Origin of the sequence: Halobacterium jilantaiense (genome assembly GCF_900110535.1) — an archaeon.
GTDB classification, from domain to species: domain Archaea; phylum Halobacteriota; class Halobacteria; order Halobacteriales; family Halobacteriaceae; genus Halobacterium; species Halobacterium jilantaiense.
Map to the genome: position 1 here is coordinate 74,755 of NZ_FOJA01000001.1, position 25,598 is coordinate 100,352.

At 66.5% G+C, this 25,598-nt stretch carries 32 protein-coding genes and 1 pseudogene; 16 read left to right on the forward strand and 17 right to left on the reverse strand.

The window, feature by feature from the left end:
- Window positions 1–34: 34 nt before the first annotated feature.
- The 4 genes from BMW35_RS00410 to BMW35_RS00425 all read right to left on the reverse strand — a co-directional run bounded on the left by BMW35_RS00410 (window position 35) and on the right by BMW35_RS00425 (window position 6,593).
- Window positions 35–2,866: a DEAD/DEAH box helicase gene (locus BMW35_RS00410; RefSeq protein ID WP_089667179.1), complete on the reverse strand. Its 2,832-nt coding sequence runs from the start codon at window positions 2,864–2,866 to the stop codon at window positions 35–37.
- Window positions 2,867–2,950: 84 nt separating this feature from the next.
- Window positions 2,951–3,691: a metallophosphoesterase gene (locus BMW35_RS00415; protein WP_089667180.1), complete on the reverse strand. Its 741-nt coding sequence runs from the start codon at window positions 3,689–3,691 to the stop codon at window positions 2,951–2,953.
- The gene (locus BMW35_RS00420; protein WP_089667181.1) at window positions 3,691–5,328 is read right to left on the reverse strand and encodes a hypothetical protein; all 1,638 of its coding nucleotides are present in this window, start codon (window positions 5,326–5,328) and stop codon (window positions 3,691–3,693) included. Before BMW35_RS00420 ends, BMW35_RS00415 begins: the two co-directional genes overlap by 1 nt.
- Entirely contained in the window at window positions 5,325–6,593 is a 1,269-nt protein-coding gene (locus BMW35_RS00425; protein ID WP_089667182.1) for a Single-stranded DNA binding protein, read from the reverse strand. The genes BMW35_RS00420 and BMW35_RS00425 overlap by 4 nt, the downstream gene beginning before the upstream one ends.
- Window positions 6,594–6,702: 109 nt before the next feature.
- On the opposite strand from BMW35_RS00425, the gene BMW35_RS00430 reads away from it, so the two are divergent.
- The 3 genes from BMW35_RS00430 to BMW35_RS00440 are packed head-to-tail and all read left to right on the forward strand — an operon-like array spanning window position 6,703 to window position 8,431.
- On the forward strand, window positions 6,703–7,446 hold the full coding sequence (locus tag BMW35_RS00430; protein ID WP_177170746.1) for an SDR family NAD(P)-dependent oxidoreductase: 744 nt from the start codon (window positions 6,703–6,705) through the stop codon (window positions 7,444–7,446).
- A gap of 59 nt (window positions 7,447–7,505) precedes the next feature.
- Entirely contained in the window at window positions 7,506–7,787 is a 282-nt protein-coding gene (locus tag BMW35_RS00435) for a hypothetical protein (protein ID WP_089667184.1), read from the forward strand.
- Window positions 7,772–8,431: a 2,5-diamino-6-(ribosylamino)-4(3H)-pyrimidinone 5'-phosphate reductase gene (locus BMW35_RS00440; RefSeq protein WP_089667185.1), complete on the forward strand. Its 660-nt coding sequence runs from the start codon at window positions 7,772–7,774 to the stop codon at window positions 8,429–8,431. The genes BMW35_RS00435 and BMW35_RS00440 overlap by 16 nt, the downstream gene beginning before the upstream one ends.
- Before the next feature lie 93 nt (window positions 8,432–8,524).
- Here the strand turns inward: BMW35_RS00440 and BMW35_RS15185 are convergent, their stop codons facing one another.
- The 3 genes from BMW35_RS15185 to BMW35_RS00450 all read right to left on the reverse strand — a co-directional run bounded on the left by BMW35_RS15185 (window position 8,525) and on the right by BMW35_RS00450 (window position 10,346).
- Window positions 8,525–8,728, reverse strand: a complete 204-nt coding sequence (locus BMW35_RS15185) for a hypothetical protein (RefSeq protein WP_143052112.1) — start codon at window positions 8,726–8,728, stop codon at window positions 8,525–8,527.
- A gap of 158 nt (window positions 8,729–8,886) precedes the next feature.
- Complete coding sequence (locus tag BMW35_RS00445; RefSeq protein WP_089667186.1) at window positions 8,887–9,171, reverse strand: DUF7545 family protein; 285 nt, start codon at window positions 9,169–9,171, stop codon at window positions 8,887–8,889.
- A 71-nt stretch (window positions 9,172–9,242) separates the two neighbouring features.
- Window positions 9,243–10,346, reverse strand: a complete 1,104-nt coding sequence (locus tag BMW35_RS00450; protein ID WP_089667187.1) for an NAD(P)/FAD-dependent oxidoreductase — start codon at window positions 10,344–10,346, stop codon at window positions 9,243–9,245.
- A 139-nt stretch (window positions 10,347–10,485) separates the two neighbouring features.
- Here BMW35_RS00450 and BMW35_RS00455 point away from each other — a divergent pair, with 139 nt between their 5' ends.
- From BMW35_RS00455 to BMW35_RS00470, 4 genes are all read left to right on the forward strand, one after another.
- Window positions 10,486–10,770, forward strand: coding sequence for a DUF357 domain-containing protein (locus BMW35_RS00455; RefSeq protein ID WP_089667188.1), 285 nt, complete (start codon window positions 10,486–10,488; stop codon window positions 10,768–10,770).
- A 63-nt stretch (window positions 10,771–10,833) separates the two neighbouring features.
- Window positions 10,834–11,127 carry an ArsR/SmtB family transcription factor gene (locus BMW35_RS00460; RefSeq protein WP_089667189.1) on the forward strand — a complete coding sequence of 98 codons (294 nt, stop codon included), beginning with the start codon at window positions 10,834–10,836 and terminating at the stop codon, window positions 11,125–11,127.
- 85 nt (window positions 11,128–11,212) lie between these two features.
- On the forward strand, window positions 11,213–11,515 hold the full coding sequence (locus BMW35_RS00465) for a DUF8036 family membrane protein (RefSeq protein WP_089667190.1): 303 nt from the start codon (window positions 11,213–11,215) through the stop codon (window positions 11,513–11,515).
- Between the two features lie 120 nt (window positions 11,516–11,635).
- Window positions 11,636–11,818: a DUF7836 family putative zinc-binding protein gene (locus BMW35_RS00470; RefSeq protein WP_089667191.1), complete on the forward strand. Its 183-nt coding sequence runs from the start codon at window positions 11,636–11,638 to the stop codon at window positions 11,816–11,818.
- 18 nt (window positions 11,819–11,836) lie between these two features.
- On the opposite strand, the gene BMW35_RS00475 is transcribed toward BMW35_RS00470, so the two are convergent.
- Complete coding sequence (locus BMW35_RS00475; protein ID WP_089667192.1) at window positions 11,837–12,235, reverse strand: translation initiation factor IF-2 subunit beta; 399 nt, start codon at window positions 12,233–12,235, stop codon at window positions 11,837–11,839.
- 143 nt (window positions 12,236–12,378) lie between these two features.
- On the opposite strand from BMW35_RS00475, the gene BMW35_RS00480 reads away from it, so the two are divergent.
- Window positions 12,379–12,624 (forward strand): UPF0058 family protein, encoded by a 246-nt coding sequence (locus BMW35_RS00480; RefSeq protein WP_089667193.1) that lies wholly within the window; start codon window positions 12,379–12,381, stop codon window positions 12,622–12,624.
- 105 nt (window positions 12,625–12,729) lie between these two features.
- Here BMW35_RS00480 and BMW35_RS00485 read toward each other — a convergent pair whose 3' ends face one another.
- Window positions 12,730–13,107, reverse strand: a complete 378-nt coding sequence (locus BMW35_RS00485; protein WP_089667194.1) for a DUF555 domain-containing protein — start codon at window positions 13,105–13,107, stop codon at window positions 12,730–12,732.
- An 87-nt stretch (window positions 13,108–13,194) separates the two neighbouring features.
- Here BMW35_RS00485 and BMW35_RS00490 point away from each other — a divergent pair, with 87 nt between their 5' ends.
- From BMW35_RS00490 to BMW35_RS15435, 3 genes are all read left to right on the forward strand, one after another.
- Window positions 13,195–14,088 carry a DNA-3-methyladenine glycosylase family protein gene (locus BMW35_RS00490; RefSeq protein WP_089667195.1) on the forward strand — a complete coding sequence of 298 codons (894 nt, stop codon included), beginning with the start codon at window positions 13,195–13,197 and terminating at the stop codon, window positions 14,086–14,088.
- A 219-nt stretch (window positions 14,089–14,307) separates the two neighbouring features.
- A complete protein-coding gene (locus tag BMW35_RS00495) occupies window positions 14,308–14,730 on the forward strand; it encodes a hypothetical protein (protein WP_089667196.1) in 423 nt (140 codons plus the stop codon).
- Window positions 14,731–15,107: 377 nt separating this feature from the next.
- Entirely contained in the window at window positions 15,108–15,248 is a 141-nt protein-coding gene (locus tag BMW35_RS15435; RefSeq protein WP_177170747.1) for a hypothetical protein, read from the forward strand.
- A 156-nt stretch (window positions 15,249–15,404) separates the two neighbouring features.
- Here the strand turns inward: BMW35_RS15435 and BMW35_RS00500 are convergent, their stop codons facing one another.
- Complete coding sequence (locus BMW35_RS00500; RefSeq protein ID WP_089667197.1) at window positions 15,405–15,758, reverse strand: hypothetical protein; 354 nt, start codon at window positions 15,756–15,758, stop codon at window positions 15,405–15,407.
- Between the two features lie 227 nt (window positions 15,759–15,985).
- Between BMW35_RS00500 and BMW35_RS15190 the strand changes: the two genes are divergently transcribed.
- The 4 genes and pseudogenes from BMW35_RS15190 (at window position 15,986) to moaC (ending at window position 20,050) form a co-directional block, all read left to right on the forward strand.
- On the forward strand, window positions 15,986–17,074 hold the full coding sequence (locus BMW35_RS15190; protein WP_143052113.1) for a hypothetical protein: 1,089 nt from the start codon (window positions 15,986–15,988) through the stop codon (window positions 17,072–17,074).
- Window positions 17,075–17,635: 561 nt separating this feature from the next.
- Window positions 17,636–17,949 (forward strand): annotated as a pseudogene (locus BMW35_RS00505) (acylphosphatase).
- Between the two features lie 114 nt (window positions 17,950–18,063).
- The gene (locus BMW35_RS00510; protein ID WP_089667198.1) at window positions 18,064–19,500 is read left to right on the forward strand and encodes an NAD(P)H-hydrate dehydratase; all 1,437 of its coding nucleotides are present in this window, start codon (window positions 18,064–18,066) and stop codon (window positions 19,498–19,500) included.
- Window positions 19,493–20,050, forward strand: a complete 558-nt coding sequence (gene moaC, locus BMW35_RS00515; RefSeq protein WP_281242459.1) for a cyclic pyranopterin monophosphate synthase MoaC — start codon at window positions 19,493–19,495, stop codon at window positions 20,048–20,050. Before BMW35_RS00510 ends, moaC begins: the two co-directional genes overlap by 8 nt.
- Here the strand turns inward: moaC and hflX are convergent, their stop codons facing one another.
- Window positions 20,051–21,358 carry a GTPase HflX gene (gene hflX / locus BMW35_RS00520; RefSeq protein ID WP_089667199.1) on the reverse strand — a complete coding sequence of 436 codons (1,308 nt, stop codon included), beginning with the start codon at window positions 21,356–21,358 and terminating at the stop codon, window positions 20,051–20,053. It abuts the gene before it with no gap.
- A 94-nt stretch (window positions 21,359–21,452) separates the two neighbouring features.
- Here hflX and BMW35_RS00525 point away from each other — a divergent pair, with 94 nt between their 5' ends.
- Complete coding sequence (locus tag BMW35_RS00525) at window positions 21,453–21,770, forward strand: FUN14 domain-containing protein (protein ID WP_089667200.1); 318 nt, start codon at window positions 21,453–21,455, stop codon at window positions 21,768–21,770.
- On the opposite strand, the gene BMW35_RS00530 is transcribed toward BMW35_RS00525, so the two are convergent.
- The 6 genes from BMW35_RS00530 to BMW35_RS00555 all read right to left on the reverse strand — a co-directional run bounded on the left by BMW35_RS00530 (window position 21,771) and on the right by BMW35_RS00555 (window position 25,583).
- Window positions 21,771–22,496, reverse strand: a complete 726-nt coding sequence (locus BMW35_RS00530; RefSeq protein ID WP_089667201.1) for a ribosome assembly factor SBDS — start codon at window positions 22,494–22,496, stop codon at window positions 21,771–21,773.
- Window positions 22,497–22,573: 77 nt separating this feature from the next.
- Window positions 22,574–23,050: an Rpp14/Pop5 family protein gene (locus tag BMW35_RS00535; protein ID WP_089667202.1), complete on the reverse strand. Its 477-nt coding sequence runs from the start codon at window positions 23,048–23,050 to the stop codon at window positions 22,574–22,576.
- Window positions 23,047–23,649 (reverse strand): class I SAM-dependent methyltransferase, encoded by a 603-nt coding sequence (locus BMW35_RS00540; protein WP_089667203.1) that lies wholly within the window; start codon window positions 23,647–23,649, stop codon window positions 23,047–23,049. The genes BMW35_RS00535 and BMW35_RS00540 overlap by 4 nt, the downstream gene beginning before the upstream one ends.
- Complete coding sequence (locus BMW35_RS00545; protein ID WP_089667204.1) at window positions 23,633–24,337, reverse strand: RNase P subunit p30 family protein; 705 nt, start codon at window positions 24,335–24,337, stop codon at window positions 23,633–23,635. The genes BMW35_RS00540 and BMW35_RS00545 overlap by 17 nt, the downstream gene beginning before the upstream one ends.
- 46 nt (window positions 24,338–24,383) lie before the next feature.
- Complete coding sequence (locus BMW35_RS00550) at window positions 24,384–25,067, reverse strand: hypothetical protein (protein WP_089667205.1); 684 nt, start codon at window positions 25,065–25,067, stop codon at window positions 24,384–24,386.
- A 96-nt stretch (window positions 25,068–25,163) separates the two neighbouring features.
- Complete coding sequence (locus tag BMW35_RS00555) at window positions 25,164–25,583, reverse strand: RNA-binding protein (RefSeq protein ID WP_089667206.1); 420 nt, start codon at window positions 25,581–25,583, stop codon at window positions 25,164–25,166.
- Between the last annotated feature and the right edge of the window lie 15 nt (window positions 25,584–25,598).

Consider the following 25,598-nt stretch of genomic DNA (forward strand, 5'->3'; position numbering starts at 1 on the left):
CTCGGACCGGGACTGGGGTCCCGCGGGGTCCCGGCTACCAGAACGCCTTCGTGCGGGCGTACTCGCGCTCGCGTTCGAGGATGTCCCGGTAGAAGTCCGCCTCGTCCTCCCGGTGGCGGTTGATGACGCGCGCGGCGTTCCGCGGGCCGACACCCCGCGCGGACAGCGCGACGACCGCGGGCTTCCCGTGGCTCTGGACGATGCTCGCGTTCCGGAACGCGCGCTGGGTCTGCTCGTCCTGCTCGTCGTCTTTGTCCGTCGCGCGGACGGCCGTGACGACCTCGTCGGCCCACGGCGAGAGCGCGGCGATACGAGTGGAGCCACAGCGCGGGCACTCCGGCTGGTCGGCGACCCGGCGGACCTTCGTCTCCTGCTCCCAGTCCGTGCAGTGGACGCAGAACAGCTTCACGCGGTCGTCCTGGATGCGTTCTTTGACCGTCTGGACGACGCTCGCGTCCGCGTTCTCGGGCGTGAGCAGTTCGGTCCCCGAGGACCGGCCGCCCGACCCGATTGCCGTACGCTCCCCGACGACTTCGACGTCGAGGTCGCCGGCCTGCACGGCGTCGAGCACCTCGCTCGCGCGCTCCACGTCGAGGTCCGTGTGGAACACCTCCCGGACGGCCTCGTCGTAGACGGGTGTGTCCTCCAGCGCACCCAGGAGCCGGGATAGCCCGACGCCGTCCCGGCCCTTCCAGCGTTTGAGCGCGCCGAACTTCGCGGCGACCTGCGCGAGCGTGAACTTCAGCGTCTCGGACTGCTTCAGGCTCAGTTCGAGAATGGCCTCGACGTGCCCGGGGTCGGTCTCGTGCAGGAGGTCGACCACGTCGTCGGCGCTGACGCCCGCCGGAACTTCAAGCTCGACCCGGTACGGGCCGACATCGATACCGACAGAGGACCCGGTTCGCTGGCCGAGCAGCGCCGACAGCAGCCGCCCCAGCGTTTCGTTGGCCTCGTGGCCGAGGCAGGCGTTCAGGACGATGGTCTTCCCGGCCTGCTCGACGACGAGGCGGTCGTCGCTCGGAATCGGCACCCCCTGCTCGACCTGCCGGGAGACCTGGCCGAGCGCGCCGCGTGCGGTGTAGTCGTCGGTCGGGTACCGGGTGGTGAACTCCCGGGCGACCGCGTTCTCGGTGCCGCCCGCGGCGAACTGGTCGCCGGCCGACGCCCGCATCTCGCCGACCTCCTTGGCGACCTCGTAGGGCACCGGAATCTCTTGGCCCGTCCACGAGGGGACTTCGCCCGTCGGGTCCTCGATGGGCGAGACCTCGACCTGCTGGTCGTCCTCGTCGATGTTGGTGATGCGCCACATCTCGCCGCGCTGCACGAACGTCGCCCCCGGCTCGGCGAAGTTCACGACGAAGCGCTCGTCGAGCGTACCGACCTGCCGACCGGCCGCCATGTCGTAGACGTCGTAGGTCTCCTCGTCCGGAATCATCGAGAGGTTCGCGTAGTAGTACTGCCACGTCCCCCCGGACTTCGAGATGGTGTCCTCGTCCTCGTCGACGTACACGACACGGTTCCGGTGGAGTTCCATCGCCACCTCCCGGAACGTCTCCTCGGGCAGTTGCTTGAACGGGTACGCTCGCGTGATGATCTTGTACGCGTGCCACGCCTCGGTCTCCCCGAAGTCCATCGCGACGCCGACGATCTGATTCGCGACGGTGTCCAGACTGCCGTGGTGAATCTGAGTCTCTTCCACGTCGCCGTGGCTCGCCCGTCGCGCGATTGCGAGCGCTTCCAGCGCGTCGTCGGGATTCCCGGTAATCACCGTGCCTTCGCTGACCTCGTCGCGTCGGTGGCCCGCGCGCCCGACCCGCTGCAGCAGCCGCTTGACCTCACGCGGGGAGGCGTACTGGACGACGTGGTCGATGCGGCCCACGTCGATGCCGAGCTCCATCGACGACGTGCAGAGCAGGCCGTCCAGCTCCCCTGCCTTGAAGCGGTCCTCGACGTCGATGCGGGCCTCCTTCGACAGCGACCCGTGGTGGACGCCGATGTTCGCACCGAGTTCCTTGAACCGCGAGCCCAGCGCCTCCGCCGTCTGGCGCGTGTTCACGAAAATCAGGACGGAGTCGTGGCGCTCCACGAGTTCGCGGATAGCGCGGACGTGGCTCGCCATCTCGGGACTCGTCATCAGTTCGTTCGCCATCCGCTCGTCCGCGTCCGTCACCTCCGGCTCCCGGACCTCGAAGTCGACCTTCGACGCCACGTCGACCTCGATGATCTCGCAGCCCCGGCCGCCCGTGAGGAACGCGCCGACCTCGTGGGGGTCGCCGACCGTCGCCGACAGCCCGACGCGCTGGAAGTCCCCCGCCAGCTCGACGAGGCGCTCCATGCCGATGGAGAGCTGTGCGCCGCGTTTCGCGCCCGCGAGCTCGTGGACCTCGTCGACGACGACGTGCTCGACGTCCGCCAGCCCGTCCCGGAGTTTCTCCCCTGTCAGCATCGCCTGCAGCGTCTCCGGCGTCGTCACCAGCACGTCTGGTGGGTCGTCGGCCTGTTTCTTCCGCTGGTAGTCCGTCGTGTCGCCGTGCCGCACGTCCACGTCCAGCCCGAGCGTCTCCCCCCACCAGTCCAGGCGCTCGCGCATGTCCCGGTTGAGCGCGCGCAGCGGCGTCACGTAGAGTGCGCCGAACCCCTCGGGCGGCCCGTCGCCGGACACGAGGCTGTTCAGCACCGGCAGCATCGCCGTCTCCGTCTTCCCGGTGCCGGTGGGCGCGACCACCAGCCCGTTCCGGCCGTCGGCGAGCGCCGGGATGGCGCGGCGCTGTGGCTCCGTCGGCGTCGTGAACCCGCGCTCCGAGAGCGCGCGCCTGAGTTCGTCGCCCAGGTGGGCGAACGCGTCCATCCCCTCGGACTCCGACATTCTGGGCTCTGGGTAGGGCGGGGACGCGAATAAGAACGTTGCTCGCAGCGATTTCGGGGCGACGCCAGCCGGCCAGAAACGGGCCTACACGCGGTCGTAGCGCCCGAGCCGCGTGCCGTCCAGCAGGTAGAGCTCGGCGGCCGGACAGCCCGCGGGGAGGAACGGCGCGAGGAACCCCTGGCCGTCGACGTTCACCCACGTCCCGCCGGAGAGGTCGTTGAACGCCGGGAACACCGCGAGGTCGCCGTTCACGTCGAGGCTGCGGTCGTAGTGGGTCTCGAACGGCTCGGCCGCCAGCGGCCCGCGAAGCCACGCGCGCTCGACGCGCGTTCCGCCGACCTCGTCCTCCAGCCGGACCGCGGTGTGCTCGTGGCCGACGCAGACCGTCTCGGCCTCCAGCACCTCGGGGCTCGGCCAGGTGTGGCCGTGCGCGAACCCCACGTCACCGATTCGGACGCCGTCGGTCGGCGTCACTTCGACGTCCGGGAAGGCCTCGCCGATGCCGCCGTCGTGGTTGCCCGCGACCAGCGTCACCGGCACGTCCAGCGAATCGAACAGCGCGTCGAGTTCGTCGAACTCCGCGCCGTCCGGAACGCCGATGGCGTGACCGAGGTCGCCGAGGAACACCACGCGGTCGGCGTCCCGCTCGCGGACCAGCCGCCTGAGCCGGCGGCGGCGCTGCGGCCCCCTGCCCTGCACTTCCAGCCCCTCGCGTCGGAGCGACACCTCGATGCCGGCGTGGTAGTCCGCGACCACGAGCCCGCGCTCGCCCCCCAACTCCGCCGTCGCTGCGGGCTCCCCGGGGACGGGCTCGACGAGCGCCATCAGATGGCCTTCAGGTGGTCGTCGCCGGACTCGTAGCACCGCCCGCTCATCAGCGCCGACTGGATGGCCTCCTCGATGTCGCCCTCGTCGGCGTCGAGATCGTCGGCCGCGCTCGTCACGACCTCGTCGCGGGGCGCGCCGTCGCCGTCGTCGAGGTCACTCATCAGGTCGACGACGTAGTCCTCCAAGTCGAGGTCCGCCGGCGGGGACTCGTCGTCCTCCGCGTCGGACTCGGGTTCGTCGTACTCGTCCTCGGTGAAGTCGTCGAGGTCGTCGTCCTCGTCGCCGTCGGCGTCGAAGTCGCCGAGGCCGTCCCCGTCGTCCGCACCGCCCGCGGCGGACTCGGTGTCGGCTTCGGCTTCCTCCGGAGCGATGCCGTCGTCGGGGCCGGGCGCGTCGATGTCGTGTTCGCCCGCGTCCGGAATCTCGGTGCCCGTCGAGAAGTCGACGCCGTACTCCTCTTTGACTTCCTCGCGCTCCTCCTCGGAGAGCTCGTACATTTCCCCGTCGTTCTCGGCGCTCGCGTCGGCGGCCGCCGGCTCTTCGGTGGCCGTCCCGCCGTCGTCGCTCTCGTCGGCGGACTCGGGCGTCGCCTCGTCGTCCTCGTTCGGGCTCGCCTCCGCAGCGACCTCGCTCGGCGACGGCGTCTCCGCCGCCGGCTCGGGGCTCGGTTCGTCGCCGGCGAGCCCGGTCGGCTCGTCCGCTCCGGTCTCGTCGGTTGTGTGGGTCTCGTCCGCGACACCGGTCTCGCCTTCGCTCGCAGCGTCGGTCTCGTCCGTGGTCTCGGTGTCGACCGCCGCGTCCGGCTCGTCGCCGGTGTCGTCGGTGTCGTCGACGGAACCCGGCGCTTCGGTGGCCTCGTCCGCCGTCTCCACGGACTCCTCGCTCGGCTCGGCGTCGACTCCGAGGTCGGCCGCGAAGTCCAGGGCGGCGTCGCCCTCCTGGTCGGGCCGGACAGTGAGTTCACCGGCAGCGTCTGCGTCCCCGGAGACGACGCGGGCCGCGTCGACGGCGAGGTCGCGGACCCCGGCGAGGTACGCGGGCGTCGTGCCGTAGTGGTCGAGCGCGCGCGGGATGCCCGACGCGAGGCTGCTGTCGACGTCCGCCTGCTCCAGCACGCGCTGGAGGCTGTCGCCGCGCTCCACGCGCTCGTGGGCAGCCGCCGCCGTCGCGGCGCGGTCGGCGGTGCGCTCGGCGGTCGTGACGACCCAGCGGTCCCGGGTGTCGGCGTCGACCTCGCTGACGGTCTCCGGCCGAATCGAGGTGTAGACGATGTCGCTGTCGTCCGGCTCGAACGTCCGGGCCTTCCCGGTAACGGCGACGAACGACGGCGTCTCCGCCGATTCGAGGGCCGCCAGCGCCTCCGGCTGGTACTGGCCGGCGTAGACGACGAACGCGCCCGTCGGGTCGACGACCCGGGCGCGCACCACGTCGTCGTTGACCTGCTCGACCTCCGTGAGCACGCCCACGACGAACACGCGGTTGACGCGCGCGCCGGTCGGCGTCACGACGTAGTTCGGCGCGCGCTCCTCGTCGCTCTCGGCGTACGAGAAGTCAGCGTCGTCGAACTCCGCCGCGAACAGCCGATAGGCGACCTCCCGGCGGTTGACCTCGTCGTCGGACTCCGACTGACTCATGCGTCCACCTCCTGGAGGAAGGCCTCGGCACGCGCGGCCGGGTCGTCGTCGCTCTCCGCGAAGTCGATGGTCTCCAGGTTCGCGCCGTACTCGTCGACGGAGAGGTGGCCCCGGACGGTGAACTCGCGGCCGACCACGCCCTCGGCGATGGTCTCCGCGACGACGGACTGGTCCATCGCCTCGCGAGCCTGCTCGCGGGCGTCCTCCAGCGTCCCGCCGTAGACGTCCTCTGTCAGGTCGCGGTCGAGGACTGCGGTGACGGTCTCCGTGCCGTCGTCGAGGATGGCCTTGACTCGGAGGTCGTCCTCGGCGTCGACCTCGCCGTGCTGCCGGCACTGCCCCTTCTGGACGACGCGGCCGCACTGGGGACAGCGCTGGATGAGCCCGGACCCGTCCCGGACCTCGATGACGTTCCCGACGAGTTCCACGTCGTACGCGCCGCCGCGCTCCACGGCCTCTCGAACGGTGAGCCGGGTCGGCCCACCGACGGCCACCTCGCGGTCGAGGCGCTCGACGGTCGAGAACTCGGAGACGTTCACCGACGGCACGCCGCGGAACTCGCGGACGTAGACATCCTCGGCGCGAATGGACGCGCCCGACTCGATTTCGGCGTGGGGGTCCCAGTCCGTGAACGGCAGGCGCGCGGACTCGTCGCCCAGCACGCCGGAGAGAATCTCCGTCTCGCCGTCGCGGCCGTCGATGGTCCGGGTCTCCACCTCGGTCACCTTCGCCTCGACGTTCCGCCCGCGGTCGCCCGGCGACAGGTCGGCAAGACCTCGGTCGCCGCCCACCTCGTAGGGCACGTCGATGTCGTCGGCTTTCGTGACCGTCGAGGACTCCCCGAAGTTCAGTTCCGGCTGCCCCTCCCACTCGCGGACGCTCGCGTTCCCGATGGTCACGGTGTCGCCCGGTTCGAGACCGAACTCCTCCCACGCCGTGTAGGAGATGCGGCCGGTCTCGTCGGCGAGCTCGCCCTCGCCGATGACGTGGTCGTCGCCCTGGTAGCGAATCGAGCGCGTCCCCGCCGTCAGCACCTTCGCGGTGACGGTGACGTTCCCGGAGTCCGGCCCGATGTCCGCGATGTCGGCGGCCGTCGGGCCCTCCGACGCGCTGGACCCCTCGTCGCCGTACTTCCGCCGGAGGCTGCGCTTGGCCTCCTCCAGTGGCACGCTGTACTCCACGAGGTTCTGCAGGTTCTCTTTGACCTCCGCTTTGTCTACACCGAGGTCGGAGGCGAGATCCTCGGCGTGATCGTCGACGTTCATGCGACCTAGTGTCGGTCGGCCTGGCCTAAAAGCGTTCGCGAGCGTGCGCGCGGGGGCTGTCGCTTCTCCTGCCCGAGCGACTAACTGGGCGGCGTCCGCACGCTCCGCCATGCAGGATACTGCTGTCGTCGCGGGCGTCGGCCCCGGATTCGGCGAGACGCTCGTCAGGCGGTTCGCCGAGGCGGGGTACGCCGTCGCGGCGTTCGCGCGCTCGTCGGACTACCTCGCGGACCTCGAATCCGACCTGCGCGCGGACGGTCACGACGCGCTCGGGGTGCCGACAGACCTCGCCGACCCCGACGCAATCACCGAGGGGTTCGACACCGTCCGCGACGAACTCGGCCCCGCGGACGTGTTCGTCTACAATCCGAGTGTCCCAGCGCCCGGGCACCTCTTCGAGGTCGACGACGACGACTTCGACGCCGTTCTCGACGTCGTCCTCCGCGGCGCGTTCCACGCCGCCCGCGAAGCCGTCGCCGACATGACGGAGCGCCCACCGGGCACGGAGCGCGGCGCAGACGCCGCGGACGGCGGGACTGTGCTGTTCACGGGGACGTCCATCGCGAAGCGCGCGTTCGGGAACCTCGTCGCGTGGGACCTCGCCGGCCCCGGGCTCCGCGGATTTGCGCAGTCGCTCGCCCGGCGCTTCGGTCCGGAAGGCGTCCACGTCTCCTACGTCGTCGTGGACGGCGCAATCGGCGGCCCCGGAGAGAGCGACACCGCCCGCGACGAGTCCGAGCTCCTCGACCCCGGAGCGATGGCCGACACCTACCTCGACCTCGTCCAGCAAGACGAGCGCGCGTGGACGTTCGAACTCGACCTGCGGGCGTACGGCGACGAGATGCGGACCTGAGCGCGGGCCGGGGCGAACAGAGCCAACCATTACGGAGTCGCTCGGCAAGTTCTCTCCACATGGACGACGCTCTCCGGACACGGCTCTCCCGCATCGAGCGACGGCAGCGCCTCCTGGTCGCCCTGCTCGTCCTCCCGAACTACGTGGCCGCCGCCGAACTCGTCGGCTACTGGACCGCGGGCGCGCTCGCCGTCGCGGTCGCTGTCCTCGCGCTCGTTGTCGTCGTCTCGCGGCGGCGCGGCGGCAACCCCGCGAGCGACACGACCTTGACACCCGCTTCCGGGCAACGAAACCGGTTTCAGGGCTGGCGACGCCATCCGAGCGTATGCACGTCGTCGTGAACGCAGCGATGAGCGCGGACGGCAAGCTCTCCACGCGCCGCCGCGAGCAGGTCGCCATCAGCGGCAGCGAGGACTTCGAGCGCGTCGACGAACTGCGCGCGAGCGTCGACGCCGTCATGGTCGGCGTCGGAACCGTCCTCGCCGACAACCCCTCCCTGACGCTGGACGACAGCGACCACGTCGCCGCCCGCGAGGAGCGCGGCGAGTCCCCGCACCCGGCGCGCGTCGTCGCGGACTCCCACGCCCGCACGCCGCCGGACGCCCGGCTGCTGGACGGCGCTGCCGACACGTACGTCCTCGTCGCCGAGGCGGAGCCGGTCGAACACCGGGAGAGCCTGGAGGCCGCGGGCGCGACTGTGGTCGTCGCCGGCGAGAACCGCGTCGACCTGCCGTCAGCCCTCGACGCCCTCGAATCCCGGGGCGTCGACCGGCTCATGGTGGAGGGCGGCGGCGAACTCATCTTCTCGCTGTTCGCCGAGGACCTCGTCGACGAACTCTCTGTCTTCGTCGCCCCCCAGATTATCGGCGGCCGGGACGCCCCGACGCTCGCCGACGGCGACGGCTTCGTCGACGACTTCCCCGAACTCGACCTCGCGGGCGTCGAGCGCGTCGACGACGGCGTCCTCCTCACGTACGACTGCTGACGGCGTCAGTCTCCCGCTAGTTGCCAGCGCGGTTTCGTTATTCAATCCAGCCATGAAACTGGAACGGCCAAAACAGTACACACAGCTAGCAAACTACTCAAGCCGTCGAGATTGTACGACTGTTGCGATTCCAGAGATAACGAGAAGGAGGCTACCACCGATTGCAATCAAATTAACTGGTCTATTTTGTATCTCTGGCGCAAGTGGGTTCTGAAATGCACCAGTAATTCCGAGAAGAGCAAGACCGATTGCGCCAAGAATGAGCGTTCCTATTCCCCACTTGAGCTGGCTGCTCATACTCCGAAGGTGCAATCGGATAACTAAAAGCTGTGCCAGATTCGGTGATTAGCGCAGATGTACTGAACGGTCGCTTCTCTGCTAGCACTGAGTAAAGAAACCGTATCGTTGACTGCTGCTACCGCAGAAACAGACTTCGGTGGTCGAGTGCGCGTCGACTAGTGCTGGTGGCCGGTCGCTTCACCGAACGACTGGCCGAAGCGCTCCTCGAACTGGTCGAGGGCCGCCTGCTCGATGGCTTCCAGTTCGTCGTCGACCTGCCCCTCGCTGTGGTGGACGACGGCGTGGGCGCGCTGCGCGAACGCCATCAGCGCGATGTCGCCGACGACCTGCGCGTTCGACTCGTCGTCCTCCTCCGCGAACAGGTCCACGAGCCCCGCAGGGAGCGTGACGTCGTTCGTGTTTCCGTCCGGGTCCTCGATGGTAAACGTGGCTTCGTCCATGGACACACGCAGGACGCCCCGACTAAAATGGGTGTGGGTACGGGCCGGCTGTCCGGGACCGAGTACCGCGCTCAGTCGTCGGCGGTCGCGGCCTCGCTGTGCTCGCTGGCGGCCGCGTCGGCCTGCTCCTCCAGATACGCGTCCGCGTCGAGGGCGGCTTTCGAGCCCATGCCGGCCGCCGTCACGGCCTGCTGGTAGTGGTAGTCGACGACGTCGCCCGCGCCGAAGATGCCCTCCACGGCGGTGGCGGTCTGGCCGCCGCCCTTCCCGCCGACGGTGTCGAGGTAGCCGTCGTCGTCCAGTTCGACGCCCGTGTCTTCGAGAAAGTCGGTGTTCGGCGTGTGGCCGATGGCGACGAAGAACGCGCCGACGTCGAGTTCGAACTGCTCGGTCGCGTCGTCGTCGAGCTTCGCCGTCGGGTGGCCCTCGGGGTGGCGAACGAGCGTCGCGCCCGTCACGCCCTCCTCGGCGGAGCCGTGGACCTCGACGGCTTCCGTGTTCCACAGCACCTCGATGTCGCCGGCCTCGACCTGGTCGTCGATGCGGTCGGCCCAGTAGTCCTCCGCGCGCAGTTCGTCGCGGCGGTGGACGAGATAGACGGTGTCCGCGAACTTCGTGAGGAAGCTGGCCTCCTCGGCGGCCGCGTCGCCGCCGCCCACGACGACCATGTCCTCGCCCTTGAAGAACGCGCCGTCGCAGGTCGCACACGTCGAGACGCCCTGCCCCATCAGTTCGTCCTCGCCGGGGATGCCGAGCGTGCGCGCGCTCGCCCCGGACGCCACGATAACGGCGTCCGCCGTGTAGACGTCGCCGTTCGCGAGTTCGACGCGGAACGGCCGCACGGAGTCGTCGATAGACTCGACGATGCCGTGTTCGAACTCGGCACCGAATCGGCCGGCCTGGTCTTTCATCTCGTTGATGAGCTCCGGCCCGGAGATGCCCTCGGAGAACCCGGGGTAGTTCTCCACCTCGGTCGTGAGCGTGAGCTGACCGCCGGGCTCGTCGCCCTCGAACAGCAGCGGGTCGTTGTTCGAGCGCGCCGCGTAGATAGCTGCGCTCAGCGCCGCGATACCGGTTCCCGTGATGATGAGCTTCCGGTGTTCCGCGACGTCCGCTCCGCTCGCACCACCGTCGGTCGCTGCCGCACCGCCCGCGGCGTTCTCGTCGTCAGTCATGGATGTACATCGACGACGGGGGCGTTTGTACGTTGTGTTGGCCCCCGACGGTGCCGGTAGCGGCCGGCCGGCTGCCGCCCCGCCTGTGGCCGGGACCCCGCAGCGAAGCACTTACCGCCGGCGTCGACCCAGTGACGGTATGGCCGCCGACCTCGACGAGAAGACCGACCGCTACGAGGGCCTGCTCGCCGACGCGCTCGCCGAAGCCGACCCCGTCCCGCCGGCTGACTCCCCGCTCGGGGAGGCTGCCGCAGAGTACCTCGAGATGGCCGAGTCCTACCTGAAAGACGGCCGGCACTTCCGCGAGCACGACGACCCAGTGAACGCGCTCGCCGCGTTCTCCTACGGCCACGCGTGGCTCGACGCCGGTGCGCGCATCGGCCTCTTCGACGTGCCGGAGGCCGGCCACCTCTTCACCGTGTAATACCGTGACCCACCGCGAGCGCTTCGGGTACTTTTACGGTACCTCCCCCCGACGCTCAGACCAATGGAGGCCGCGCTGTGGTACGTCTTGACCGGGACGCGGGGCGGCCCCAACCGGGTACGGCTCCTGCGGGCGGTGAACGACCGCCCGCGGAACGCGAACCAGCTCGCAGAGGACCTCGAGCTGGACTACAAGACGGTGCGACACCACCTCGACGTGCTCGTCGACAACGACATCGTCGAGTCCAGCGGGGACGACTACGGCGCGGTCTACCTGCCGACCGACCGCGTCCGCGACCACTGGGACACCGTCGAGGACATCGTCGACGAACAGGCCGACGACGAGGAATCGACATGAGACACCAGCACACCAGCCAGCGAAGCGAGAACACGGCGGAATTTGGGAAAGTGTATAACCGTGGTTGCTACCAACGGTGGTGTAGATGACAGTCTGGGCGGAAGTGTCGCGGGTGGCGATGGGCCTGAACGTACTGCTGCTGGCGGTGCTGTGCAGCATCTGGGCTCGGAACTACGCCGAGTTCGGGTCGAAGCACTCGCTCGGGCTGCTGGCGTTCGGGGCGCTGGTGCTCGCGGAGAACGCGCTCGGCCTCTACTACTTCACGTGGCATCCGATGATGGCGGGCTGGTTCTTCGGGCTGCCGGAGACACCCGCGTCGGCGATGCTGTCGCTGCAGGTGCTGGAGACGTTCGCTATCTCGTTCCTGCTCTGGGTTACCTGGGACTGACGCGTCCGCCTGCGTACGGCTCGCTGTGTTCTGTTCTCGAACCACGTATCTACCCGCGGGCGTTGCCGCCGTCCGAGACTGGCGACAAGGCTTTTGGCCGTGCCGCGTCCACGGTACAGTATGGCACACGAGGCGTTCGTGCAGCTGTCCTGTCCCGAGTGCTCGAAGAACTGGGAGAGTACGCCCAGCGAGTTGCCCGCTCACGACGAGAACTTCAGCTGTCCGGAGTGCCACGCCACCCGCCGGATGGCGCTGTTCACGCGGACTGACCGCGACCTCGAGAATCTGAAGCGACTCCAGTAGCTACCGCCGACCGCAGAATCAGACCGCCGACCGCGCGCCGCAGGCCTCACAGTGCAGGCGCTCGGTGCCGTCGACCGTCTCCAGATTCGTGTCCGGCAGCCCGCACTCCGGACAGATGACGTACGTCTCCACGTACTCGTCGAGCGTGTCGGCGACCCGCGTCTGACCGAACTCGCCCGTGAGCCGCGCGCGCCCGCTCTCGTCGATGCTCGCGGACGTTCCGAGCTCGTTCTGCAGGAACTTCAGGACGTGGTCCTGCTCGCGGCTGAGGTCGTCCAGCGTCGACTGGAAGTTCTCGTAGACCGTGACGTTCCCCTCCTTCCGGACCTCGGGGTCGGCGACCTCGAATCGGCTCTCGTTGCCCGCGATGTCGGGTTTCTGGTCCATCGCGCGGTCGAGTTGCTCTTCGTAGTCCATACACGCTCGAAGTGGCGGGCCGCACTAAAGGGTTTCATCCCTGCAACCCGAAACTCGGTACAACCCGTTTACCGTTCACGTGTGGCCGTGCGAACGATTCTCAGGATAATACTATAACCCCGTGCCCGTTAGGACGTGTTGTCATGAAGAAGCAGGAGCTCATCCACCTTCACGGCCTTCTCGCCGAGGTCAGCAACTACTACGACCAGAACGCAGCAGAGGACGTGGACCTCGACGAGTACGAGGATCTCGGGGTACGACCGACGTCCATTCACAAGTCCAAGACGGACCACAAAGCAGCCGTGTTCGCGCTCGCAGGAGGCATCACCTCCACGATGGCCACAGAGGACGAGGAAGAGTCGGAAGCCGTCCCCGCTTCTGCCGACTGAATCCGTCGCAACGCGCCCCCCTGTAGCTCGAACTGACTAGCGACCGCGCTCCCGTTCCGCTGCTCGTGACGGCTGCCCGCCCACCGCGACGCACCTCTCTTCGCGTTACGCGTCGTCTCCGTTCCCGTCCGCGGTTTCCTCCTCCTCCTCTACGACGTCGACGGTCAGTACGTCCAGCGGGATGTTCTCCAGTCGTTGACCGATCTCCTTGCGAGCGATGCGGGACGCGTGTTCCTCCCGTTCGACGTTGAACACCGTCATCGCGAGTTCGAGGGCCACCAGACTCTCGTCGGCCGCGACGAACGCCGGCTCCATCTCCTCGCCGCAGTGGGGACACGACCGATGTCCCATCTCGATTTCGACGTAGTTCAGGTCCGGGTTCAACATCTCACCGGTCTTCGAGATGGCGATGCGTACTGCCTCGTCAGCGGACTGCACGTCGTACACTGGGACTGCAGCCTCGACGACCACCCTACAATCCATAGCCACGTGAAACATTCGCAAGCATCGTAGAAGAAGCTTGGCCCGCAACCGACGGCAACTTGACCCGCCGCCCCCGAGACAGGGACGATGGAACGCGGCGCGATTCCCCTCGACTCGGTCCCAGGCGCGGTCGACGTCCAGGCGACGCTGGAGAGCGGCCAGACGTACCTCTGGTGGCGGCCCGACGGCGACACGTACCAAACCGACGGCCTCTCGGGCGGCGACGCCTGGTACCGCACCGTCGTCGGCGACGACGTCCTCGAAGTCCGGCAGAGCGAGACCGCCGTCGAGTGGCGCGCGACCACCGACGCCGCGCCGCTCGTCCGCGAACTGCTCGGTCTGGACGACGACCTCCACGAGATACGCCGCGCCACGCACACCGACGACCTGACGAGCGCGGCGTGGGACGCCTACGACGGCCTGCGCATCGTCCGCGACCCGTTCTTCGGCTGTCTCGTCTCGTTCATCTGCTCGGCGCAGATGCGCGTCGAGCGCATCTTCGGGATGCAGGAACGCCTGCGCCGCGAGTACGGCACCCCCATCGACTTCGATGGGGAGACCGTCCACGGCTTCCCCGAGCCCGACGCGCTCGCGGCCGCCACCGAGCAGGACCTCCGGGACCTCAAACTCGGCTACCGCGCGCCGTACGTCCAGCGGACCGCCGAGATGGTCGCCTCCGGCGAGCTCACCGAGGCCGACATCCGCGGCCGCGCGTACGAACTCGCCCGCGAGGAACTCACCGGGTTCGTCGGCGTCGGCGACAAGGTCGCGGACTGCGTGTTGCTGTTCTCGCTGGGATACCTCGAAGCCGTCCCGCTCGATACGTGGATGCAGACCGCAATCGAGGACCACTACCCGGACTGCGACCAGGGGAACTACGCCGACACCTCGCGGGCGTTCCGCGAACAACTGGGGCCGTACGCCGGCTACACGCAGACGTACCTCTTCCATTTCCTCAGAGCAGGTAGAAACGAAGCGTAGCGGACCTGATGAACTCGATTCTACGATACGCACTCCAGACACAGCTGCGGCCACAGCGCGGCTGGTCTCGCGTGATCACTGCTACCCACGAGCACGTCTACGGCGCGATGGGCTGCTACACCGACAGCTAGTCCGGCGACCTCGTCGTCATCCAGCCCCTCGAGTACGGCGAGCGCGTCGTCTGCCGGATTCAAGTCGGGGAATACGAGGTGGTCCGCGATGTCTAACGGTCAGGCGGACCTCGCGGAGATCGCGGAGTCTGCGGACGCAGCGCTTGGCATCGCCCAACGTGCCCTCGAGTCCGAGATCGCGGACGTCCATTCGCAGATCGACGCTCTGCATGAGCGCACCGAGTTCCTGCAGGCTGTCCAGAAGGCGTCCAACCTGAAACCCGAAGAGCGCGCCGTCGTCTGTATCCAGACGCTCTACAACGAGGCGAGCAACTGCGGCCCGCAGCTCGCTGAGATGGAAGTCAGGGGCACGATTACCGCTCTCGGCGAGAGCGTGAAACGCCACCACATTTACCCGGTCTTCGACACCACCGATGACCTCGCCGAAGCCCCCGACTCCAACGTCGACGGGAGCGTGCTCTCGGTCGTTCGCGAGGACGGAGCAGCCAGAACAACACGCGGATCGTGCTGAACCTCGGGGATTGGGGTCTGCCAGAGATGGTGCCTGGCCGCGAGCTCGAGACTGGCCAGGACACCGCCCCGCTGGCGGCAGAGGGTGACTGACCGGAATCGTCTACATCACTATCCCCGTAGATATCCTACAACACGCGAGTGGGGTGGGGAGAGGGAAGAGCCACCGCCAGAGGCCTGATTCGGCTCGCTGAGCCTAAGTCGAGTTGACCGGGGAAAAAGTCCAGTTTCGTAACCCCGGTATCAGTAGTCACGAGTACAATTACAAACCGTTCGCATCGTTCGCCGACCACACCGCGGGACCCGTGCTGTAGAATCTCTACACCGGTCCGCTCAATCATCGAGGACCTCCAAAAGAACCGGCGTGGTGGCATCCCGATGGAGGCGATCATCTACGTCTGCCAGAAGAAAGGCGACATGTCGAAGGCGAAGGTGGAGTCGACGGTAGAGAACTTCCTCGATAACGGCGGCGTGTACAAGCCAGCTAAGGATGGCCAGGACGGGGTGCGGGTGCTATAGCGATGGTGGGAGTGGTTGTGTTCAGCTGCGATGTTGATACACTCCGCGTCTAACAGTAGTTGCTAGCGCGATTTCTTTATTCAGACGAGTCCCTGAAATTGAAACGGGCGAAACAGTACGTATAGATGCGAGTGTCGCGGAAAAGTCGTCGCTGAATTAGTGACTACGGGGTGTCCAGACGCCTTGCTGTATCGCTCGGGATAGATAGTAGAGTAAGCCGATGCAACCGGCTGCTACGAATCCAGCCGAGGTCACCGTCAGTTCTTCGCTGATAAGTGCGGTGAGGCCCCAACACGCGAACCCACCTGAGAGCAGGAGCATATAGCCGACTGTCTCCCCGAATGGCTGCAACCCCTGTGCGGCGACGATAAGGCCCAACAGGACAGTCGCTATGAGAACAACCGGCTGTGATTGAACGTAATTACTTCCAACAAGCACAACCAGAAGAACGGTGATACCCACGCCGAACGCGACTCTAATCGGCGAGACCGACTTTACGAGGGAGGGCATTATTTGCTATCCATCATCCAATTCAAAAACTGTTTGTCCTCCTCTCGAAGTGTTTGGTAGTCTATCTGTACTGAACGGGCGTTTCACCGCAATCACTGAATAAAGAAACCGTATTGGCAACTACTGCTAAGCCCATGGTTGAGAAATCACTAACAGTCACAAAATAATATTGAAATAAATAACTCTGATAAAGCTTTATTCATCACAATATCTAAACACTATGTACAATGAGAGATGGTGGGAAGAGTCAAGAACCACTATTAATTGACTTCATTGCGGAGAAGCTCAGGTTCAAGAAGATCTCTGATTTTCTACCAGGAAATATAAAACCTGCATACATTCTTGCTTTCCTCGGGCCCTTTATTGATATTGGGATTATCGACCCTTATCGGTACATCGTTGCAGACGAGCCGATGTTTGTACAGAGGCCACAATTACTGATCACGCTCGGCGGGTTGGTTTTTGGTGTTTATGGTATTTACTGGATGCGGGATACCTACGTCGACGCTGCCAAGAGTCTCAGTGTCGCCGAAGGGGCTGATGAGAACGAATTCACCGGTAATTTCGAAGAAATTGTGTCGTTTCGCACAAAGCTCTGTGCATTGGGTGTTTTTATAATCATATCGTTTTCCAATATTTTCTTTATCCAAGGTCTATCACAATCAATTAGGCTAGAGGGTGTTCTCGGAACGATTGTCGTCAACGTCATCTCAAACCCACTCGCCACTTTCCCAGTTATTGTTGAATTTGGGTTAATGTATTTTGGAATTACTGTTCTCATGCCGGGGAAAATTGAGAATGCTGATGTTAAGTTGTTCTTCTATGATTCTCGACGGATGGGTGGGTTTGGAAAGATCGGCAATCTATTCAAGCGCTCATATTATCTCTATTCAATTGGTCTCCTGATGTATTCGCTTGTGATTTATGGGCCCCCGTTAGCCGGAGAATTTGCTGTAAGTATATACCCAAATGCACCACGTTATCTGACAATTGCATTCATGATTATGTGGGTATTTGGTGTACTTTCGATTTCATCCTCTATGTATCGCACTCACCGAGTAATATTAAAGAAGAAAAATAAAGAACTTGATCGAGTAAATGAACGGCTACATACGTTACTTGACCAGCCGTACGACATTGAACTAGACGATCCTCCACATCAGGAGGAATTAAACAGCATTCAAAATCATCTCGAAAAAGTCAGATCTACACGTGAATATCCCTCAACATTCATCACATGGACGCAGATTGGAATCAGTGTCGTCCTCCCGCAGCTACTAAATATTTCTATCCAAGCCACCCTGATTAGCACGTAATCACTATAGACAACTTTTGTTTTAAATACATTATTGCTAAAATAAGTGAAACGGTGCAGAGATGGCGGAAATCCTGGTATATCCCCTGGAGTCTCCAGTGTCAATACGATCACTTCCATGGCTTTATACAAGCACACGTAATCCCACCAGAGGCCGCGACAGCACGCATTCTAGTCCCTGCTCACAGCAGGAGCTACTCTACAGCCACCTACCATCACTCACCCACGAGAGACACCCCACTCGAAAGAACGCGAGTACGACTGCAGGCGTGACAGGTAAGATAGCAGTCGCACCGCATCCACGACTGTCGCCGAGTCGTTCTGCTTTCGGGTGTGCGCCAACCGCCACGGCGGCCGGCGACTCCTCAACCTCGTCCGGGACGACCACCGGTACTGCTACACGTGCTTCAGTCGGCTCAAGGACATCCAAGAGCCCACTGAGGAGTGGCGAACCCGGAAGAGCACGCCCCAGAAGATCGCGCTCGACCAAGGCGCATCCTTCGAACAGGCTGCCGGCGGCAGCCTCATCCTCGACGCTACCGCGTGCGGCTACGGGAAAATCATCGATCCAGAGTCAGTCACCGGCTGCCAGTACGCCACCGAACGCGCCACCACAGGCGAAGTCCGCGTCGAACGGGGCGGTGCAGGGCGTTACTACCGCGTCAGCACCCGCGACGCCGCCCGGGAGGCCGGCGTCGACGGCTGGGTGCGGAATCTCCCGGACGGCCGCATCGAGACCGTCTTCGAGGGGGACGAGGCGGCCGTCGAGGCGATGGTCGAGTGGTGCCACGAGGGCAGCTCGGCCGCTAGCTCGACGGCGTCGCGGCCGACTACGAGGGCCCCGAGAGGCTCGACGGCTTCGAGGTCCGCTGGTAGTCCGGACATATCCGGCTAGAACGCCAAGTGGTCCGGTGGCCGACCAGACACCGGGGCACAGCGGACGGGCACGTCCACCACGGACCTTTTAGGGCGGCCGTCGAAGTGGCGGCCATGATACGCAGCGACCGGATGGCGGCGGTCGACCGGAACGCCGAGGCGTTCGGCGTCCCCCGGAAGCAGCTGATGGAGTCGAGTGGCAACGCCATCGCGCGCGCAGTCCGTGACATCGCGGGCCCCGGGGCGAGCGTCGCCGTCGTCGCGGGCCGCGGGAACAACGGCGGGGACGCGTTCGTCGCCGCGCGCTTCCTCGACGACTACGACTTCACTGTCCACCTGCTCGGGCGGCCCGAGTCCATCAACTCGACAATCAGCCGGGAGAACTGGGACGCGCTCCAGACCGGCGACTACGACACCGAGGCCGTGACCGACTCGCGCACTCTCGACCTCGGCGACCCGGACGTCGTCGTCGACGCCCTCCTCGGCACCGGCGTCTCCGGCGCGCCCCGGGAACCCGAGGCGTCCGCCATCGAAGCCATCAACGACTCGGACGCCTTGGTCGTCGCCGTCGACGTACCCTCGGGAGTGGACGCCGACACGGGCGAGACGCCGGGCGTCGCCATCGACGCCGACCGCGTCGTCACGTTCCACGACCTGAAACCCGCGCTCGCCGACCGCGAGGACGTCACCGTCGCGGACATCGGCATCCCGGACGCGGCAGAACTGTTCGTCGGCCCCGGCGACCTCCTCGGCCTGGAACGCGACCCCCGCGGCCACAAGGGCGACTTCGGCCGCGTGCTCGTGATTGGAGGCGGTCCCTACACGGGCGCACCGGCGCTCTCCGCGCAGGCCGCGCTCCGTGCCGGTGCCGACCTCGCGTTCCTCGCCGTGCCGGACGGAGTCGCCGACGCGGTCCAGGGGTACAGCGAGAACCTCATCGTCGACGGCCTCGTCGGCACCCGACTCGTCCCCGAGCACGTCCCCGAGCTGCTGGAGCGCGCGAGCGATGTCGACGCGGTCGTCCTCGGCCCGGGGCTCGGCGACGCGGACACCACGCTCGACGCCGTCGCGGACTTCCTCGCGGAGTTCCAGGGCCGGGCCGTCGTCGACGCCGACGCCCTCCAGGTCGTCCCCGACGTCGACACCGACGCCACGCTCGTCTGCACGCCCCATCAGGGTGAACTCCAGGCGATGGGCGGTCCCAGTGCGGAGGACTGGCGGGAGCGGGCCGACGCGGTCGAAGCGTTCGCCGCCGACATCGGCCACCCACTCCTCGTGAAGGGCGCACACGACGTGGTCTCGGACGGCGAGACGACCCGCGTGAACCGCACCGGGAATCCGGGCATGACCGTCGGCGGCACCGGCGACGTGCTCGCCGGCGCGACGGCCGCGATGCTCTCGGCGCTCGACCCCGTTTCCGCCGCGAGCGTCGGCGCGTACGCGAACGGAACGGCGGGCGACCTGGTCGTCGACGACCACGGTTACGGCCTGCTCGCGACCGACCTCGTGGACGCGCTCCCCGACGCGCTCTGGGGTGGTGAGGATGAGTGAGCGTAAGGCCGACGAGACGGAGGCCTCGGAACGACGAGCGGGGAGTGACGCGACCCGCGAGGCCGACGACGCAGGCGACGACCTGACGCACACGACCGACGAGGGCGACGTCCAGATGGTGGACGTCGGCGACAAGCCCGACACGGCACGTCGAGCAGTCGCCCGCGGCGAGATACGGCTCTCCGAGTCCACCGTCGACGCGATTCGAGCGGACGAAATCGGGAAGGGTGACGTGCTCGCGACGGCCCGCGTCGGTGCCGTGCAAGCCGTCAAACACACCTGGGAGACCATCCCGATGTGCCACCAGATTCCCATCACGAACGTCGAGACCGACTTCGGCGTGCGAGACGACCGCGTCGTGCTGGAGGTCGCCGTCGAGACGACCGGGAAGACGGGCTGCGAGATGGAGGCTCTGGAGGGCGTGACGACCGGCCTGAACGTCGTCTGGGACATGGTCAAGGCCGCGGAGAAAGACGGCGACGGCCAGTACCCGGGGACGGCAATCCGGGACGTGGAAGTGGTGTCGAAGGAGAAACGCGCTCTGGAGTAGTCAGGCTTCGGCGACGAGTTCGCTGGCTTTCGCGTGCGAGCGCTCCACGATGGCGGGCCGCGCCTCGAAGTCGACGACGACCTGTTCGTCGCCGTAGTCGACGTCACGGACGTAAGCGTGGTCGTGGACCCAGGAGACGACGCTCATGGTGTCCTCGGTCATCGGGAGGACGAGCCGCTCGCGCTCGCGAGCCGGAAGTTCGGCGTCGATGCGGTCCCGGAGTTCGCCGAGATTGATATCGTCCAGGGCGCTGACCGCGACGGGGGTGGGGGCGAGCGCCGAGAGCGCCGCCATCTTCTCGGCGAGTTCGTCGTCGTCGACGCGGTCGGTCTTGTTGAAGACGGTCACGATGGGCGCTTCGTTGCGCTCGTAGAGCGTGTCGTGGCTCGTCACGAGCTTCTCGCGAATCTCGTCGACGGACTCGCTGGCGTCCACGACCAGCAACACGAGGTCCGCCTGGTAGACGGATTCGAGCGTGGACTTGAACGACTCCACGAGCCAGTGCGGGAGGTCGCTGATGAACCCGACCGTGTCCGTCAGCAGGACGTTCCGGCGGTCCAGCTCCATCCGACGCGTCGTCGTGCCGAGCGTCGTGAACAGCCGGTCCTGGGACTCCGCGGTGGTGTCGAGGTCCGGGTGGAGGTCCTCGTTCTCGTCCACGTCGACGTCCTCGGCGAGCCGCCGGAGCAGCGTGGACTTCCCGGCGTTCGTGTAGCCCGCCAGCGCCACGAGGTCGAAGCCGGACTCCCGGCGGGTGTCTCGGCGCTGGGCCTCCGTCTTCTCGATCTTCTCCAGTTCGTCCCGAATCCTGGATATCTGGGCTTTGATGTCCTGCTCGCGGCTCTCGTCGTACTCGCCGAGCCCCATGAACCCGGGGCGCTCGTCGCGTTTCGCCAGACTCGTCTTCGCCTCGGCGCGCGGCAGCTCGTAACGCAACTCGGCGAGCTCCACCTGGAGCTGGGCCTTCCGGGTCTGCGCGCGCTGCCCGAAGATGTCCAGAATCAGCCGGAACCGGTCGACGACCTCGGTGCCGTCCGGGAGCTGCTGGCCGAGGTTGTACGTCTGGTAGGGGCCGAGGCGGTTGTCGAAAACCACGCGGTCGGCGTCCGTGCCCGCGACGAGTTCGGCGAGCTCCGCGACTTTCCCCTCGCCGAGCTGGAGCGCGGGGTCGGCGGTCCGGGTCTGGGTGACCTCGCCCGCGACCTCGTAGCCAGCGGCTCGAACCAGCTCCCGAACCTCCGCGGTCTCGGGCTCGCCGTCGTCGACGCGTTTGGCGACGACGGCCGTCTCTGTCGTGTCTCCTGTCACTCGGCCGGAGGTACGCGCCCGGTCCACTTAAGCCCCGGGCGCTGGCCGGGTCGGGCACAAGAGACTTACCAGTTGGTTGCAGAGTGAACTCCATATGGTAGACATCGACCCAACCGCCCTCGGCATCGAGTTCGGCACGGGGGCCGGCATCGGGGCAATCATCGGGTTCGCGGCGAAGAAAGTCGCGAAACTCATCGCCGTCATCGTCGGCCTCGAGCTCGCGCTGTTCAAGTTCCTCGAATCGCGGGGCATCCTCACCGTCGACTGGGAGCGACTCAGCGGCGGCTTCATGGAGGCCGCGGAGATGGGGACGGCGACGACTCCGCCGTCCTGGCTGAGCACGATCCTCTCGACGCTCTCGGTGAGCGCGGGCTTCACGGGCGGCTTCCTCGTCGGCTTCCGGAAGGGATAATTATCGCGTCTTCAGGTCGTCTTTGTCCTTCACGACCTGTGTCTCGCCCTCGCCCTCCGTCACTTCGTTGACGCGACTGTAGAGTTCGTCCTGCATCCCTGCGGGGAACGTGATGACGCCCACCCACGAGCCGTCGGCCTGCCACTCCTCGCGTTCGAGGTCGCCGAACTCCCGGAGTTTCGCCTGACCGCTGCCCGCGTAGTCCGCCGGGAGGTTCACCGCGACGGTCATCTCCTCGAACCGGATGGGGATGACGGGCCGCAGCGCCTCCAGGGCGTCGTCGACCTGTTCTTCGGCGGGGGTCATCGGGTCGACGGTGAACCCGGCCTCTTCGAGCGCGCTCTCGATGCGGTCCGGCGGGTGGGGCGCGTCGTCCATCTGGGGGTTGATGGCGTTCCGCGAGATGGTGTTGATGAGCTTGCGCTTCTTGCGCTCCTCCATCTCCTCGCGCTGCTCGGCGGTGATCTGAATCTCGCCGCGCCCGATGACCTCCGGGATGATGTCGAGGGGCTCGGTCGTCCCGAACACTTCCTTCAGGTCCTCCTCGGCGGGTCGGTCCCCGCGGGAGGCGTTCTCGAAGACGTCGCGGGCGGCGATGACGTCCTCGAGCTCGCCCTCGAACTCGTCGCGTTTCATCTCCAGGGCGGCGTCCGGGTCAACGAGCACTTCGAAGCGCTCGCCGTGTGTCTCCAGGCGAGCCGTCACGGCGTCGTCGAGCGAAATCATACCACACCCTTCGACGGGGGCCTAAAAAGACCTTCTCCCGGACGGCGACCGGCCGGTGACGGATTCCGCCTGCACTGTCACTGACAGTCGCGCCGCGTCACGCCGACCCACCCCTCCGCGTCTACGTCCACGCGGTTGCCGCGCACGACCCCTGAGTGCGTGCCGTCACCGAACGCGACGCCGTTCTCCCGCGACGGGCCGGCGGTCTGCCCGAGGTAGTTCTCTCTGGCCGCCCGCATCGTTCCGGACACGCCCCTGACGGACACGCGAACGGGGTGGTCGCGCACCTCGCTCACGCACGCCAGCGCAGCGCGCGCCCGCTCGACCTCGCCTCGCCGCACGCGAATCAGGGCCTCTCCCGCGCCGTCGGCGTAGTCGTAGTCGACGATGCGCAGGTCGGCGTCCGCGCTCCCCGGGTCCCCGAGGAGGTTCCCGGCCGCGAACCAGACCGCGCGCTGGACGTCGCTCCGGTCGAGGACGACATCCGGCCACGCCGTCAGTTCGACCGCGAGATACCGCCAGCGCGGCCGCAAGTGCTTCGGGAGGTGTTTCATCGCCGGTCGGCGATCAGCACGCCGACCTGGTCGTGGACCAGCTCGACCTCGGTGAGCGCGTAGCCGGCGTCCGTGAACGCGTCCGCGAGCACGCCGACAGTCGCCGGGTCGTCGACCTCGGGACTGTAGAAGGGGTCGTCGGGGTTCGGCTCCCCGAAGAACATCACGTCACCGAGCACGATGCGGCGGGGTTCGAGGTCGGCGACGATGTCGATGGCCTCGCGCTTCTCGGCGTCGCTCAGGTGGTGCATCGCGAAGTTCGAGGTGACCACGTCCACGTCACCGTCGTAGTTCGGCTCGCGGAACCGCCCCTCGCCGAACGCGACGTTCTCCAGCCCGCGGTCGGCCGCCTTCTCGCGGCCCTGATCCATCATCCCCTCGCTGATGTCGCGGCCCACGACCGTGCCGGCGTCCTCGGCCAGACCGAGCGCGATAGCGCCCGTCCCACACCCGAGGTCGAGGACCGTCTCCTCGCCGGTCGCGTCGGCGTGTTCGAGCACGAGCGCGACGCACTCGTTGTACTCCGGAGTCTTCTCGTCGTCGTACTCGGCCGCCACGTCGTCGAAGCGCGCCGCGTGCTCGTCAAGCGTCTTCTTCATACCTGCCGCGTTCGACGCCCGGCGCAATGAACTCCTCGGAGCGCAGCCGGCGGTTCCGCGCCGCCAAGTGCGTCCACTCGCTCAGCCCCGCCCGAATCTGGGCCTCGCTGAATCCGATTTCCGTCCCGACGGCGACGAGCTCCCGGGGTGCCCGCAGGTGGAGGTGGCTCGCCGGCCGCGCGCTCACCACGAACGGCGCGTCGTAGTGCGCCACGAGCTCCCGGAGCTTCCGCAGTCCTCGAAGGGCTTGCACGCGCTCACCGCCGCTCGCGCGCAGCACCCGCGAGAAGTCGAACTCCAGACGCACGCCGTGGTCTCTCGCGGCCTTCACGACGACGTGATTGACGTCCCCGCCGCCCGCCATCGGCGCTGCCAGCACGTCCACGCGCTCGGACTCCGCCACGAACCGGTTCGTCGCCGGGGAGTCCGCGCGCGCTGCGAGGACGGTCACCTCCTCCCGGACGTTCGCGATGTGCCCGCTGGCCTGCGAGCGGTCCGTCACCGACAACTCGACGCCGGTGACTACGTCCACGCCCGTCTCCTCGACGATACGCTCGCGGTCCCGGTCCGGCTCGGCGTCCCGCCAGTTCCGCACCACGACGCCGTCGTAGCCGTCGCTGCCGGCCGTCGCCGCCAGCCGCGCCACCGTACTCTCGCCCTCGGGGTGGGCGTGGACCGCCTCGTACACGCTCCGGGATTGGCGGGCCGCGGTAAAAACGGGTGCGGTCCGCGACCTACGCTTCCGCGCCCGTCGACTGCTCCCGGGACCGGTATTCGATGAGCCGGTCGACCTCCTGACGAAGCAACAACTGGTAGGAGTTCCCCACGACGAACACGCCCGCCACGAGGTAGACAACGAGGCCAGCGACCCGGGTCCGCATCGTGTACTGGCTCAGGTCGTGGAGCGCGAATGCAATGACCGTCGTGGAGAGTACACTCGATGCAATCATGTGGAACGCGACCGAGTCGAGAGGGTCGCTGGAGTTGAATCTCTCCATCATCTGGTCGTACTCGTTCACTTCGATGATGGGCAACACCAGCCAGAACACGGCGATGAGGCCAGCTACCAACGCGCCGTCGAGACTCGCCATGCCGTTCGCGACGAGCAGCAGCGAGGCCACGACGAGGAACGTATTGAATCCGTGGATGAGACTGAACCGCCCGAACTTCGGGCCATTCTCGGGAAGTGATGCTTCGGTCCCCACCCGTTCTGCGAACCAGCGGCCCGGTCGGATACTCCACCGGATGACCTGCCTGGCTTCGGGTTCGACGTTCAGTAGCTCGAAGTCGAGGAGGTGCAGGTCTTTGTCGGTCCTCGCAGCGATGTCCACGAGTTCGACCTCGCGAGCAGCCGTCGCCAGTGCGGTAGCCACCAGCAGGAACAGCGGAATCAGCAGCGACACGTTCAGCGCCGACATAGGCAGCGGTTCAAACCAGACGCCTGTCAAAATACCGGGCTGTTAGGCGGTCTGGCGTTCCCGAACAACCAGTCGACGGCCAATTGGACGGAGCCGCTACGACAGCGCGTCCCGCGCGTTCTCGACGGCGGACTCCTTCTTCGCGGGGTAGGCTTCGACTTTCGCGCGCAGCGAGATGCCGTCGCCGAGCTGGGCGTCGCCGAGGTACGCCTCCTGCTTGTCGAGGTGGACGAACAGCGAGCAGTTGTCGTCGACGCGCTGGTCGAGTTCGCGGCGAATCTGCTCGATGTCCGCGCCGTCCCGGAGCTGGCCGAGGACGTGGCGCATCTCGTCGGCGCGTTCGACGCGCGCGGACAGCACGACGATGCGGTCGCCGAGGTGGCCTTCGCTCTCGGCGCGTTCGAGTTCGACGTCCTCGGGGAGGAAGTGCCGGAGTGCGTCCTCGACCCGGGATTCGCCCTCCGTGTCGTAGCAGAACGCTCGGAGGTCGATGTAGTGGAACGGAACCTCGCTCATTGCGCCGGCGTACGC